Origin of the sequence: Flavobacterium sp. (genome assembly GCF_050696275.1) — a bacterium.
In the GTDB taxonomy this organism is placed as follows: Bacteria; Bacteroidota; Bacteroidia; order Flavobacteriales; family Flavobacteriaceae; genus Flavobacterium.
In genome coordinates this window covers 57,068-74,023 of sequence record NZ_JBOGUT010000022.1, presented here as the reverse complement: position 1 = coordinate 74,023, position 16,956 = coordinate 57,068, and the positions used below count along the sequence as shown (strand labels likewise).

Genomic DNA, 16,956 nt, shown 5'->3' with positions numbered 1-16,956 from the left:
TGGCAATGATTCCGTTAGCATCTTTAGGAGGGTTGTTTGTCGTGGTTTCACTTGTCACGTCATCAAAACCAAACGAATTAATGCGCACTCCTCCGGTGGCTATGTGCAGGAACTCGTAGTTCAGGTAGCACATGTCCATACCACTTAATGGTCCAACACCATTAATGGTACCACTCAACTGGTTTTGTAAAGAAACCGGTAATGTGGCCGTTACAGGAGTACTACTCCATGCTACACCAGGGTAGGCTTGAGAAACTCCGTTTACGATAATGGCACTGTTGTTTGCAGTACTAAGCTCGAGGTTGAAACTGATTTCCATTCCCTTACCCTTCATATCCAGTTCGCTTATAAGCGTATCGTGCGCCAGGGTAATGCTGCGTTTTGTGGTCACCTGCGCTGGCGTTGTCTTAAACTGATTGATCTCGAAAACAGGTTTGTATCCCTGGTCCGTTTTATTGAGCGATACAAACAACTGGTTGGTTACTTTAACATTGACAGCAGGATTGTATTCTGCTGCTATTACAGCATACAGCGTTGATGATCCCGTACCCAAATTCACATACACATCTGCCACATAATTGCTTATGTCTGCTATTGTGGTAGTATATCCTAGGGTCTGATTACAATAAAATTTCATATCGTCCCCTTTTCTTTCTACTTTTAAAGTGACTGTATTGCCACTGACTACTGAAGCCAATGCCGTTTCGGTGTTATTACAAACAGCATACATCGTTGAGGAAGTTTGATCAAATCGGAATCCGTACTGTTTATTATTAATCGTAAATCCGGCTTTGGCCAACCTATCAACTCCTACATCTCTGAAATTATATTGCAGGTAGCCGTCTTTTTCCGCACCTAAAACATCCGGTTGAAATCCACTACCGGATACTGAAGAACAGCCACCAGTGGTTAATTTAGATATATTCCTATTTGTAGTGTTGTATTGTCCACATGTCAGGTCCATGTCAAATAAACCAGCTTCCGTTTCTCCTATCGATTCCATTTTATCTCCTTGATAAATAAGCTGGCCTATGGCATAATTCCCGTTGGCATTCGTTCCGGTCAGTTTCAGTTTGGTATTCAACTCGAAATTATCGATTTCAGGATTGGCCAATGGAGTTGCACCAGGCAGGTTCATATTCCATGACGCTGTCGTATTCCCATTGAAATGCAGTGCATAATCCTTATAAGGTACCACAGTCAGTTCGACATTCTGGTTTACCATGGTTTGTTTCAGCATCATTTTTCCGCTACGCCCAGGAGTAAATTTGTAAACAAGCAAGTCTTCTTCTTCAAGGCCTAATCGGCTGCTGCCATAAATATGGTGCTCTTTGATTTTAAGGTCTTTTGTATACTCTTTATCAGATTTTATTATGTCGTAGCTGTACACTCCCAATACATTGCCCTGTGCATCTCTTGCATACAGGGAAGTATTGCTCTTTTCGTCCCTCTCCAACATATCCAATGTTGTTTTAGCGATACGATTGCCTAACCCATCGTATGTAAAACGGATGGAAAATGCGTCGTTTTTAATTACAGAACTCACCTTACCATCTACTCTCCAATTAATTTTCAAGTGTTCTGATTTGTCTTCTATAAGCTGCCCTATTTCGTCATAAACATAATTATGGGAATTCAGATTATGGATATCGTAACTGATTCCCAAATCACCCAGTTGCTTTATCTGATCTTTCAGGTCGTTGCCAAAATCATGTGTTGATGCATTCGTGTCCTTTACTAATGTCAGCTTGTTATTTCCCGGCAGATAATCGTATTGCAGGTTATCCATAGACTGTATTGCACTGCCGGTAGAAGTCCCGGTTGGAGCCGTTCTTTGCATTGTTTTCAGGTTACCGTTTCTGTCATACTCATAACTTGAACTGTAACTTGCAGCATTACTGGATTGAATTCCTGAAGCACTTGGCTCTATAGCTGCCGAAGTCATTGCTTTGATTCTGTTCAGCTGGTCGTAAGTATAATTGTTTTTCTGGACATTCAACAGATTTTCGCCTCCGGTTCGGATAGCCGTAGTCATTTGTTTGATGTTCCCATTATACAGGTTTCGGCTGTTTGACGCAATCGTATTGTTTCGGCTGAACATTAAAGGTTTAAAAGCAGCCGTACCATTGTCTCCTGCAATTGCCTTATAATCGCCATCATAATAACTTAATGAATATCCGTAAGCATCCCTAGGCGCAGCTTCTGGAGAGGCTCCGTCATTGTTCATTACATTTTCGGCAGATTTCAGGTTTTCCCCGTTTACTGCTTTCAGCCATCCTTGTAAAGTATAAGCGTAGTCGACACCCTGAATGTGTTTGTCTCCTAGATCTACTCTCGCCAAAGGTCCGTGAGGATAATACTGGTAACGAGCATCACGTTCCCAAATAAGTCCGTTCCTTGAAGTATTTACTTCTACAATCCTGTTATCTGCATCATAAGCATATTTATGGATAAACTGGTCTGTTTTATTCGGCTGGAAAGTAACTGTATTCACATTCCCGCTGATTAAATCATAATCGTAAACCACTCTTTTCAGATGTGCTTCGCAATCATTGATAATGACTTCCCTTGAAATTTCGAGGCCAATTTCGTCCGGAAGACATCCTAAATCTCTTAAGGCTGCATAATAGCTGATCATTTCCTTTACATTGCCATGCACGTCATAATTGTACAAAATCGCATTATCAAATGCCAATTCATCATTAGGACTATAACTATCATAATAGAAAACTCCAGTAACCCTGTTTCTGTTGTTGTATTTTAATTCCGTACTATTAGTGTTTGTTACAAATAATTTAGAAGCCGTCAAACCAGATTCCACCAAAGGATCAATATCATACACTGTCTTTGTAACCTCCGATTTTACTAATCCGGTTCCAAAATCATTTATCTTAACATTATTTTTCGTAAGACGCCCTTCATCCGTTATGGTATAGTTTGCAGAAACGGGTGTTTGCACCTGGCCTGCTTCAGTAATCCTACCCTGTCCGTCGTATTGGGTATAGCTGAATTTTTCAGCACTGCCATAATTGACCGCTTTTGGGTTAATGAGTTTTGTTTTGCTCCAAAAAAGATCGCAGGTAACCAAGGCTTGGGAAATGGATGTGGAATAATCGGTTTTTGTTGCCACCAGATTATTATTGACATAAAAATTGAAAAAACCATCTTTCCTTTCCATTTTCAATTTATCACCCCGCTTCACTATAATGTTATTTGACGTGAACAGCTGATTGCCGGCAGCGTCAGTTGATATATACAATAAAGTCTGATTCTGGTTAATATAGATCCCGTATCTTGTTTTGAGGAACGAATCGCCAGTGGCAGGCTGATTATGGTCAAAACATATCCCTAAAATAGTATTGATGTTTTCACGGGGTTCTCCAACTTCCCTTTCAATATATCCATTACCTTCCATGACTTTGTCAGTATAACCGTGAATGGCATTGATCCAGCCAATCCAATCGTCGTTAGGATGGATATTCACTAAGTTTCCGTTATTGTCATAAGCAATCTTGCTGCCAAGGGTAAAATTCAAATTGACCTTATTGTCCGAATCCTGGTTTGCATTTTGCGACGCAATGATCCTGCCCAGGTTATCGTAAGCAAAACGTGTTTCGCCTCCGTCAGGAGTACTTTGCCATACCAACTGGTTTAATGAGTTGTATTTGTACTGTGTTTTAAAAATGTGCTCAGGCTGCAAACTGAAATCGTCAGCAGTATTTATGTTTGCATTTTTCCTGTACGTATTGATTAAAGTGTTCTTCTCACTTAATTGCGTTGGAGATAAACGCCTAACTCCTTCCGGAGCTACAGTTTGTGTTAAATTTCCAGCTTGGTCATAATAGTAAAGCGTATATTGGTATTCTTTATCAAAGTACTTCATTTCGAAGGTTTCCGCAACTTTACTCATCGCATCCTTGATATACTTTGCAATAAAATCCCTGCGTTTTTCCTGTAAGAAATTATTATATGCTTCTGCACCATACGTTTCGTTCAAGTTGGTAACCAAAGCTTCACAATCACTATCATCTGTATTAGGCAATTGAGGCGTGTAAAACGGTATGGCTGCCGGCGGGCTTGGGCACAAGGTATGGTTTGGCCTGTAAATAGTTTCAACCCATTCGTTCCAGTTCAAAAGATTTGCCGGCTGTGGAATCTGCGTATAATATGTTTTGTATTCGGCAATTACAGCATTGATCCCACTAAATCCATAATGCAGGTAAGTGTTCCCAAATTCGGCAATAGTCCTGAAACGGGTATCGGAAGAAGAAGGAACTTCTAAAATATCGGTATATCTTACATAAGCTTCCAATAAATACTGGTAATTGCTGGCACAAAAATTGTCAAAATCATGTTCGTCTACCTGATAACCCGGAATTTTTGCTGAAGTTCCGTAAGTTCCATTGCTCAAATCAAGGTAATCTAATAATTCCAATCTTTTGCTGTCATCGCAGGCAATGGGAACTAAAGTTTGAGGAGGACAAACAGAAGATTCGCTGCAGGTTGTAGCTTCCGTAGCATACACCATGATCTGGTACAAATTGTTCGCGTTATTGCTATCCTGTGAATCTATTTGCAGGAGATGCCCAAAATACCCTGAATTATCTGCTAATTTAGACAAAGGAGCTGTCAGTTTAACATTAAAACCAATAGATCCCGATATTCCTCCATCAAATGTAAAACTATTATTTATATCCCAACTGGCCTCGCGTTCGGTAGAAAACGACAGTGCATAGGGTTGTCCATTTAGCCATGAATTAGAACTTAAGTTCATTACAGATGAACTAGTACTTACAGTCGTGTTTCCCTGACCTTCAGTAAAATGAAATTTAGCTCCAACTGTTCCATATGCTGAAGTAAAATCATAAGCCAAATCACTTCTGGTTTCAAAACTTGCCGGATAATAACTGTTCCAGGAAAGCCTTGATTTTGGAGGCAAATGTGTTGCTATCGAACTGTCAGCATAGCCGTTAACCTTAAACTGAAGCGTATTTGTGGAGAAGTCAAAACGACGGCCCTGAAATATTCCTTCAGAAAACCCTCCAATTGATATCATTGGATTGTGAGCCGTTTTATTGAATAAAAAGTCACTGCTATTAAGTGTAATAGTTATATCTAAATTCTCGCCAACGGCAAATGAATAATCTTTCGGTGTAAAAACAATATCCTGATAATACAGCTTACCTCCTGCCAAAGAACTGTTGGAAACCTGTTTTCGCAACATGACATTCAGATTGTATTTTCCTTCCCCGACGGCTTTAGCTGTACAGCAATTGAACTCTATAACCGAATTGGTATTCCCTGTTACAAAACTGGTTGTTCCGTTAGAAGCCGAAGTATAAATTTTAGTATTTGAAACCGTTGCTCCGGTAAGTCTGAACCCTTCAAACGTATTAAAAGAAGCCGGATCAGGCAATGCCGCGTTAATGGTTGCCAAAACGATTCCGTTTCGTTTAAAATAGTAGACTTCCGCACCAGAATCCTTCACCCATTTGGTTGCTATAGTTGTGGCAGGGTTGTCGCCGAAGAATTCTGCCAAAAATGAATTTTTATACGTTGAAAATGTATTTAAATCAACTTCTGTTGTGCTTTTCAGTTTATTCGTCGCTTTCAGTTGATTCAAGAACGGCACCATGTCATTTCTGAATTTGTACCTTCTGTTACAAGAAGCGCCTTCAGCTGAAGTTCCGGCATAAGGATCCAAAACACCACCCACAGATCCGACAGCTGTACCACATTCCCCTATAGCCGCACAAGTTTGTCCATTAATAGGAATTTCAAGGTCATTGCTTCCAATATGTATAACAGCTATTGCTTTGTATTTAAAAATTTTATTGGCAACATCTGAAGCACCTTGGTCATAATAAATCTGCTTGATTTCTTTTACTGTCCAAAATGTACCATAATTGCCCCAGGTATAACTTCCTGACGGAATGCTTATTGTTGTAGCGCAAGTAGAGAAACTTATTCCACTCTTAAGCTGCCCGCTATAGCTAACCGACAATGTATTGCTGTTTACAGATGTATTGATTTTGATATTCTGCAAAGGCATTGTGGCTGGATCCAATACCGTTGCTCCCGGTACGGTGATAAGAGCCTGCAAAAGGTCTTTGGTCAGGTACTGCCCGGTAAAACTGATATTACTCAGATTTGTTTTGTTCCCTAATGTGGTATCCTTAAGGAAATAATCCAGGAACATATTCAAATCGACCAATAAAGGACAATTACCGGTTTGCATATAATATTCGTAGTCAGTCTGAGCAATAAGATCATCCAAAGCATCCTGTGGACTTACGCCTGAATTGTAGGCGAAATCACTCTGTATAAAACGTTTCTGTTTTTTACTATACAAGTGTCCGCTGGCACTATTGCAGACATACCCATAGCCTGATGCCCCAACGATTCCGTTAACATGTTGGTAAAGAGCTGATTTCTGAGGAAAATTATCCGTTAGGACATTAGTTACCGAAGTAGATGTATTGCCTCCGATACAACCGTTAAAGGCGTGTTTTTTGAAAGCATATATGTTCGAAAAAACCTGCTTTATGTTTGCTTTTAACCCTAAATACAACGCTTTATAAGTATTCCAAAGTAGGTTTTTCTTTTCTGTTGATAAGCTGGAAACATTAAAACCACTCAGATTAGTACAATCACTTAAAGGATTGCAGATTACCGATCTTAAAGCAGTTTGAAACAACACTTCTGTGCCAATATAATTTTGAAGCAAGGCATGAGCCATGATTCCTTTTCTGTAATTGTATAAGGTATTATCTTCAAATTCAGCTGATAATTGCTGGAAATAAGGATCATTAGCAAATATTAATTGTTTGTCAGCATCTGAAGACCCCAAACTGATAAACTTGTTTTCTGCTTTAGCAAATGTGTCGATATTTCTTAAATAAGAATCGTATCCGTCTGAAGACATTCTTATTGTGGTACTTCCTGTAGGATTACCATTGACATCCACAGTTGGAACAGTAAAATCTTTCTCGCTGGCACATACCGCCTTTCCATATTCCAGATAAGCATATTCCGGATGGTATGGCAATAATGAATACGCCCAATCATCATCCCAATTAGCAATAAAGTCGGAAAGATTTTTTAGTTCCTCGGGCTTGACTTTGTAAATTTCGCTTCCATCAGGAGCGTTAGACACTACAAGTACTGCACTCTGATCAATTTCCGGCAGATAATGACCCGCCAGATCCGAATTAGGAGTAACCTGAATCATAGCCGCAACCCCATTTTCATTATACGGAATTACCGGGTGTTTCCAATTGTGGTCTGTTACAGTTGCCTGATTGGTCGTGCTGTTGAAATAATACAATGCCCCGTTTTCGTTAAATACACTCAACAGGAAATCAGGATTTGGAGAAGAAACATTGGTTACTTCATCTGTAATATTGGGTTTTACAGAACCATATTGTCCATGCAAGCTAACATCGCTCAGCAGGCTCTTTTCATTGATCTCACATGCTGTTTCAAATACTGCTTCGGGATGACATATTTTATTGCATTCCTCTTTAAGCAATTCCCATTCCCTTATAAAACGTACTTTTAAAGCAGTAACAACAGCTGAATCAATACTGAGCGAAGGCATATAGGTAACTGTAATTGTACCGCCTGATTCGGTTGCTACAAAAGAAGTATCATCAAAATAATCCCGCAATGCCGTTTGGACATAAGGAGCTTTTTCACCTACTTTGGTATTACAGGAATCACAGGTCAGGTCACAGGTTACAACCATATTTACATTTGGCCCAAAAAATTGAGGGTCCTGATAACAACCACTTTCCGGTTTTGTTAGCTTTTCGACATAAAAATCGGCATATTTATTTAAGGTATCTTTATTTACAGTTAGTTCTTTAACCAGATTGTAATTTCCTGCATTTAATAAAAACTCAGGATTATTAAAACTTAAGTCGATTGAAGATGGTGTTCCGTTAAAATTGGCATTTCCGATTTTCTGGTCTATTTTCGTAAAACCAGCTATATCTGTTCCGCAATTATCTTTTAGGCTGATTTTTAAATCATAAACAAAAGGGAATTGGCCTCCCGGACAATATAGAGGACTGAAAGAAGTGCTGTTTTTAATAGTATAATCCAGTTTATGCCCAATTCCGTTGCCTTCAACTGTAAATGACTTTGCAAGAACCAGCTGGTCATTGTTGTTTGGAAATGCCTCGGTTGACCCTAAAATATTTTTATCGGCAGGAGTGTCAAAATGGTTTGGATCCTGGTTTTCCAAAAGATCTTCTGTAACCGTACTATGATTGGGGTTACTGCTCGCCTCATCTTCCAATCCAACAACACTGCCGTTTTCCGGTGTACTGCCGGCCAAAGCTGTTGCAATGGTACGTCCGTGAGGATCGATATAGCTTACTGATATTTGCCCGTTAGGATCAATTACCGTATTTTTTTTATAATGTGTAGCATCTCCAACACTATATCCGAAAAGCCTGTTCAATTCCGGCTGCGTGGGAGTATCATAGAAATATTTCATTTCATGCCCCGAATCCAATTGATATGTGGTACCTACTCCACCTTTTCTCGCTATTCTGCCTGTATTATCGGAAGTATATTCAATTTGTGAAAAAGGATATTTACCGGCATCCGGCGTAAGGCTGTAATTAACCCTTCCCTGATTTAAAAATGGGCTATTAGGTGAGTAATAGCCACTTGCACCTGATGCATTTGCCATGGCTGGGACGTTCGTATCGCAGGTTCCGCTGTCATAATCAAAATCCTTATAGGAATAAGGTATATTATTCTCATTCCGATTGTAATTTTTGAAGTAATGAATACTCTGGTCCAATGTTGGCGCAGGTAAAACTTCAATGGCAGGACGTCCTTGCGCATCGTAAATCACTTCTCCGACAACAGCATTGGCATCCGAATTGATTTTTGTTACAGTCTGCCTGTTTCTCAGCGATCCGTCAAAATAGCTGACAACTTCTTTTTTCTTTCCATCTTCCGCATAACTAGCCTGAAACTGCCAGTTCTTTTTAGCCTCGTGATCGCCATTAATGATAAATTTATGCGGCCAGTCGCTAACTTTTGTCTTTACAGCAGTTCCTGAGCTCCAGCTTCCATAGAATTTGTCGGACGATGAGATTACGTTCCTTCCTACCGGTCTTATTCTATAGATTAAATATCCTTTCGAATAAATTAACGGGATTTCATATTCTTGTTTGTTAGTTGTTATTCTTGTATTGTTCAGTTCAAAATCTCTTTCCGAAAAAGTAATGTCCGATTCCGGAAGTAAACCCGATAAACTGTTGTCCTTGTAAGCATCAACCCATGTCCATTCCAATTCATACCCTAATGCACCCTGTAATGCATTCCAGCTTATTTTAAGCGTATTTGGATTTTGCAGTACGGCATTGGGCTGTATCATCTGCTCCGATACTGAATAATATCTTTTAACCTTAAATCCTAGTTTGACGAAAACATTTTCTTTTGGCAGCGAAATAGAAGCTCCTCCAGGCATTTTTGTCACATAAATAGAGTTTGGTACGACTTCAACTTTAAGACCATACCTGTTTTTTACCTGCAAATAATTCAAATCGGAGAAATTAGTTCCCAAACCGCTTTGTGTATCATTTGGATTGTAACTAACAATCATTTCCCCTGTGAGTCTGTTTGCCGTATCCGGAGTTCCATCAGGCATTAGTGGTGTAATGTTAAAAGTTGCCTTGGCTTCATACCATTCGAACGGCCCCTTGGCACTATCAATAAACAAGGACAAAAAGCAATAAGGATCCTTGTCTTTCTGGTATGGAAATCCGGCTTCAGAGTCATAAACAGTAACTCCATAACTGCCCAAATCGTTTAATTCTTGTAGGCTTATTGTCGATGCTGTATTTAATTCAGGAGTAAATCTGCTGTATTCTCTTTCTTCAACCTGAGCATTAGCTATTAAACCAAATAATAGGGTCAATACTAAAATTATCCTGTTGCTATATTTTTTTAAGTTCATTTTTGGGTTGAAATTATAAGGTCAATAGTTTGTGTTTTTGGAGTTTCGGAGCAACAATTGTTTTCTTGTTTTTGATACTGAAATAATTTCCTGCTGAGAATTTCAGTATCATGAGTCTTCCCCGAAATAGCCTCGTCTGTGATTTTGTTTTGTAAAAAAGATGAAATACAGACCAAAATCGATACGCTTTTTAAAACTTCAAACATTTCTGATCATTCTTGCTTTGGATTATTACTTCTGGTCTCCTGGATAGTAAAGACTCCTCTTTCGGTTTCTTTTTTTACTCTTATGAGTCCGCCTTCCAAATCATATTCGTAAAAAGTTGCATAATTATTCTCGTCCAACTCGGCCATCAGGCGCTGGGAATCTTCATCGTATACAAAACTTTTAAGATTACCGTTATAGGGATAAAAACGAATGTCGTCGAAAAAACAATCTTGTGTTCCCGGACAATAAAGACCAATATCCAAACGAGGTAAAGAATAACCTGATAAATCCGGTATTTCAATTATATCTACAATACGCTGCCATCCGTCAATAATTGCCCCTGACGGTTTTAATTCATAAGTAACTGCAGGAGCATTTTCTCCATCAACAACAGCTATTTTAATTTTACCGTTTGAATACGATACTGGCTGGCCTGAAACTTCTTCTTTAACCCAGCCGCTCACAATGTATTTTCCGGCAGCTGGCATAAAAGAACCTTCGGTTTGTGCAAACAGAAAATTTGCGGACAAAATAAAAATGTATAAAAATATCTTTTTCATAATTGCTTTTTTTATGGAATTAAACAATCTCCTGCTGATAATTTAATCTTACCATCTTGGAATAAAGAACACCCAATCCTTATGCAACAGCTGGTTCCGTTAGTATAGGTAACAGGTAAATCGAAATAATTACCTATTGATGTATCGCCATTATTAGCAAATCCTCCTGTAACACAGAAATAGATATTATGAGCTCCCCCGTATTGATTATTCTGAGGTTGAAGACTAAGATTTACATTTCCTAACTGATTGTTATAAACCGGTGCTCCTATTGAGGCAACACCGCTTGTAAATACAATTTCAATTGATCTGTTGTAGTTGTCCGATTCTTGGCTTTCAATACAATAATTATGAACGAAATCAGAATTATTAAACGTAAAACCACAATTGCCAACAGTGCTTGTTGGTGTAGGGCATTGAGCCAATGCAATAGTCTTGACTGAAGGGGTCAATTTTCTGGATAAATAAATTGTGTTTCCTTTAGTTACTTTTATACTGGCTTTGCCCGTGTGTGAGTATTTTGTCGAAATAGCATTCTGACTTAATCCAAAACCAAAATGTTTGACCCTTGACCCAGTCTTGACTTCTTCAAAACCTTCATACCCCATTTGGTTGTATGAAGAGTTGGAAGCAACGGCCATTGGCAGTTTATATTGATACCCGTATTGAGCCGAGCTATACCTTCCCAAGGCATCCTTATTTTCCAATTCGGCACCAAAAGGGTTAAATTGGGTGATACTACTGGCTCCAGTCCAGTTATCATCAGTATTTTTAATAACCCATTTCCCATTTTCTAATTGGTAGTAAGGGGAGAATCGGGTAAAAAATCCTTGATTTCTTGGATTGTTAACTGCCCCATTCCCTGCTGATCTGCCTGTTAGATAAGCATATGATTTTTGTGCTCTCCATTCTCCCTTGACATTCCACACGTAAGGGTTAACTTTAATATCATAAGGATATTTAGGCAACCCGTTGCTTTTAACAAAATTTAAATTATCTGCTATACTAGTGTTATAAGCTGGGTAATACGGTAAATCCGATTCTGCCTGAGGCAACCAGAAGTCGTTGTATTCTACAGCACTTGAGTTAACTATTTTCGGATTAAATGACGATCCAGTATACATATAAAGATTTACATCCAGATTAAGCCTGTTAGAACCGTCATTATTAAGAATCGGATTAGTCATTGACACTACTGATGACATGGTTGCAGACTGTAAATTCCTGAAACCGGATCGGACAATCTTGAAATCAAAATTGTCCAGATCTTGACACTTATTGGTATATTGACCATTTCTGTCCATCAATAGCACTGATTTATTATCTGAACTGAATCCGACAACCCAAAGTTTATGCTGTGCTGGCAAATTGACATTGACAATATCTGAGGATTGTATAATCTCTTTTTCACTATAAAGCTCATCCCCTAGATGAAAAATCTTAGTCAGGTCACCATTATTCTCATTATAGCCACTTACTTTAAAATACGGATCAGTCGTTACTAAAGAAGAAGAGTTTGGATTCGCAGCCGGTACATTTGGGACCAATATACCTTCAATACCAATGTTAGAACTCGCTGCTCCCATTCCTTCATACATCCAATAGGCCGGATAAGTAAAAGAAAAGTAATTATCACCATACTCATTGATTGTTTCCGTCAGAATTACTTCTCCGGAATTGGCATCCCAAGCAAGGTTCTTTGTTGAAACGACGGAACTATTATCAGTAACTATTTTTTCTTTCAATATGGCTGTCCTATGAACATGTTTGGTCGTTACAGCGGTTCTCAATTGATTTTCAGTAAATGAATTTTTAGGTATAACCGTAGCAACAAAAGTTGGAATAATACCATACAGGACAACAGCCAGATTCCCATCAAACCCCATAACACCAGTAGCTGAGTAGCTCTGGTTGAAATCATTAATCACATCATAATCCAATCCCAATAATTTTTTTTCTATTTTACCTTCACTATTAATAGTGGTAAGGTTATTATCCAGATTACCATTCTCATCCAGGCAATATTTGTATTCAACCTTTGAAATAGCTTTGGTTTGATTTTCAGGATACACTGACTGGGATTTTATTTTTCCATTCATATCATTGGTTTCAATCGAGAATCCTTGCGATAATGCTAGATGGTTCCTGATACTGACATTCGCTAATTTTATTAAAGAACCAATCAAATCGTTAGGCACTAAATCATTCACAATGCTAACATCTGTCTGTTCAACTTTAGTTGGGAAATCACGGGTGGTAAAGTGTTCCGTTACTACGTTACCGGTCGCGTGTTTTTTGACAACGACAACATTACCTTCTTTTCGTTCAAGATTTTTTACTTCAACACGTGAATAAGTTACTCTGGATGCTGGAAAAAAGTTTACCCCGAATGGTCTTTCCTCGTAATTATTTTCTTTTGGAGCACCTATTCTTTCCGCATAATTTCCACCAACGGGAAAAAAGGGTTCCACCCAAGGGTTTTCAGAACAGAAATTAGGTTCAAAAGTAGCAACACCACTCGATTTTTCGTTTTCATCTTTATAAGAATAGCTTTGCCCATAAGCCAGATTTTCATGATTTGTTCCTCCAGTATCGTCTAGCATATTCTCCCATTGATCGCTCAACTTAATGGACTTTACACGAAGACCTCCTCCTAACTTTTTACCATTGGAGTTTTCTAAACGGACCCATGATTTATCTGCATTGAATTTACGGGCACAATTTTTATTCTGTAGCGCTTTGTTAGGCCCTGCAAAGATTTCGGAAATTGATTTTATACTGCCTACTAAATCTTTCACAATACTCACAAATTGTGTATTGTTTGTTGTTCCTCCTAATCCATATACCACCCGGTTCAGGTAAGTTCTTCCAAATCCCCAGCCCGTTTTTGCTATTGGATTTACCGGAGCTGAGCCATTTGTGCCACCATCGCGTTTTAAAAATTGTAAGGGGATGGATGCAATTGTCCCATTACTACCGGATGTGACTTTTATATGATGCTTGATATGTGTTATCGGATCTTCCCCTTTGTCAATCTGAAAATAACCGGAAACATATTCGTATTGTGACGCTTTATTGGTCATATTCATCAAGAACCTGAATTGAATGTATTTATCGTAATTTTCACCCAGATAATTAGTAATGAAATCCTGTTCGGAGTAATTGCCGGTTTGTTCATCGCTTAACTTAACATATAGGTATTTATGTTGGTTGTTTCCATCATACAATTCATAATTAGCTACAGGAGTATCTGTATCGCCACAACCATAAACTTTAAACATCTGCATGGCCTTTTTATTTTGTACATACTGGTAATCATCACTTTCAGTATCAATGGTGATTTTACCTCCTGAAGGCAGTTTTATTTCTCCAAGACTCCATACTTTGGCATTGGCGTTTGCCGTATCTGTATTTTGTTCGACAAAAGGAAATTCTGCTGTAGACAAAGGTGAATTTGGATTTGTAGTATCCCCGCTGTCGTTCGGATTTTTTTTATAATTCCCCCATACATCAAAGCCTTTTGCATTATAATTAGGACAATCAGGGTTAACATAGTTCGGGTTGTTTTTATTAATGAGGTATTCATTATCCTTCTCATTGTAATCAAATTGATAAGGAGTGTATTTACCCATATTTGAATTTCTGTACGTGAAATAGACCTTTTTAAGCGTCAGTTTTCCACCATAATTATGCAATTCACTTTCTGTAAGACTTTGGCTCAAACTATTGTTCGGAATTCCTTTGCATAAACTGTAACTGTAAACAAAATGAGCTGTTTTAATAGGTTTTACATTCTCATTATTGACTCCCGGATCAGTAATTACACCTGAAGAATTAGTAACTTCCTGTCTGGAATACAATCGGATAGATTTGATTTTTTTCATTCTTCCGGAACCAGCACCTCCATGTTCTCCAACAACTCCAATCGCGTCTTTTCTGTCTTCCAGATCAAAAAAAGCAACATGGGTTTTGGTGACAATCTTATCCAAATATTTTAGTTCCTTTTCTCCATATAGGTACGTTCCTTTTTCATCATCCGTATTTGAAATCAGGCCGCTATTAAAAGCCGCTTTGTTTTCTTCGAAAGGAACTCTCCATTTATAAGACTCGTCTGTCGTTTTGTAAATAAATTGGGTATACGTTCCCAAATCACTTATAGACGGTCCATTGTCATCTACATCTTCGTAATCCGAGGAAAGAACAGAAGTCAGCAGATAACTGTGTGCATAGGCCGGAGTAGTAATTCTGTTCAGAAATTTATCACTGTTATCTGTATTATTACCTCTTATTGACCCATTATATTCTACCAATCCGGTCGAATTATTCCCAGGTTTTTTAGAAACGTCAAAGGTAGCTTCTACTTTTGTTGTATTGTATGCTGTATTACCATAAACATAAGTACTTCCGTCTGTTTGACTGACTTTATAACCTGCAGTATGATGTGCCTTGGCATTTAGGGTGTTTTTTTCGATAAATTTATCTCCTTCAGCTTCTTTAGCGGTAATCTTTTGCACTAACTGGTTTCTTACATATCGTTTTGATCTTTTAATTTTAGTATCAATAACATCACTGTTTCCGTTGTAATAATATTTGGCTTCAGTCCAGCTTTTTTTGTTTTTTCCTCCAATACCCACTCGCATCGCATGAGTACCCAAAATCTGTTCGCTGTAAATTTTTTCCTCAGGATCCGCTACCATACTCCCAACAAGTTTGTAAGTATAGGGTTCATAAGTTTTACTATTCGAGTCCGTATTGCTTTCTTTAAATTTACCCAGGGCTTTGTTGTTTTCAAACCATCCGCCCGTATTGCTTATTGTAGGAGAAAGTTTAAAATCAAAACCCATATGCACAAGATTAGCTGCTCCAAACTCTACTCCAGTACTTACTCCAATACCAAAATCGGAAACCCTATCATTGTAAACATAACTTACCTGCGATCTGTAAGGTCTGAACATCCCAGATACACCCTGTCCTTCAATATTGTAAATATCATAAGTATAATTTGTTACAGGCAGTATATTTGTATTTTTAGTTACTGTTTTTTCGTTTTCTCTATTAAAATCCAAAACTCCGGATTTTTCACCTTTATAGTGCGTATTTTCATACCCATACGCTTTTTCTGTCCTGTCTTTATATTCTTTTGCAATATCCTGATAAGAACCGTATCCTGTCATTTGCCCCTGAATTTCGGGTCCCATAATTTCTGAACCCAAAGCAGCATTGAAAGTAAAGTTATAATTTTCAAATCCCAATCTTTTACTCGGCGTATAACTTTGATTATTAAAGGAAATACTGCCTCCAATAGCCTCATTGCGAGATCCATTATATGCTGAATTGATTTCACCACTGTCATTTTGAGAATATTTCCAGCTATCCGTTTTTATGCTGGCTGATACATTCAGATTTTGGACACCCTTTCTACTGTTAAATCCCAATCCGATAGTTCCTGTCCCTTCAATATCCGTGCAAGAACTTTTATGATGTACCTCCATCTTTTTGGAAAGACTTATAAATGGATTCACTGAAGGTCCTTCTGATACAGAACCAGAGAAATTTAAACCAACTGATGCCGATTTTGTCAATTCGAAAGCAACGCCAAAGGATGGTTTAAAAGATATCCCTTCATAATTATTATACTCTACTCCTAAACCAACACCTGGTTTGATTCCATCCCAGCCTAAAAAGGCCCCGTTTAAGGCGAAACTTGTACCTACTGTTATATTCTTTCTTAAATCATTTTCATAGCGCATCGTATCACCATTGAAATCATCCGGTAATCCTCTCACCTGTCTCTGAATTTGTCCTACATTCAGGTTCCATCCCAATCCAACCCATGAAGCCTCCTCATCAGTTGTAATACCTGAATTGTAACTTAAGTTTACAGGATAACCTCCCACATCCATTACTGGAATATTGTAATTGAAATCTCCACTGGCCAAATCAACCATATCCGAAGTTCCGATTGGAGTAAATGAATTAAACTCAGGCTGTGTAGGTCCGCTGGTTAGTGCATACATTTGAACAGGCGAAGTCACCTGTAAAAACATCATAATCATTAAATAATAAGCTAAGATTTTGGAAAACTTGCTTTCTCTAATTTGCTTCATAGTGCTATTGGGGTATATGTCTTTGAATTTGATTGTTTGGTTTAATCCGGAAAAGGTAAAATTATTCTTCTGACTGTCTGATTTACATCATAATAACATGACA

At 38.2% G+C, this 16,956-nt stretch carries 3 protein-coding genes; all 3 read right to left on the bottom strand.

Annotated elements, in window-relative coordinates; all coding sequences use genetic code 11:
- Positions 1 to 9,979, bottom strand: a 9,979-nt coding sequence (locus tag ACRDEC_RS12040; RefSeq protein ID WP_431498599.1) for a hypothetical protein, incomplete at its 3' end; no start/stop codon positions are given.
- Positions 9,980 to 10,191: 212 nt separating this feature from the next.
- Positions 10,192 to 10,746, bottom strand: coding sequence for a hypothetical protein (locus tag ACRDEC_RS12035; protein ID WP_431498598.1), 555 nt, complete (start codon positions 10,744 to 10,746; stop codon positions 10,192 to 10,194).
- 11 nt (positions 10,747 to 10,757) lie between these two features.
- Positions 10,758 to 16,853 carry a hypothetical protein gene (locus ACRDEC_RS12030; RefSeq protein ID WP_431498597.1) on the bottom strand — a complete coding sequence of 2,032 codons (6,096 nt, stop codon included), beginning with the start codon at positions 16,851 to 16,853 and terminating at the stop codon, positions 10,758 to 10,760.
- Between the last annotated feature and the right edge of the window lie 103 nt (positions 16,854 to 16,956).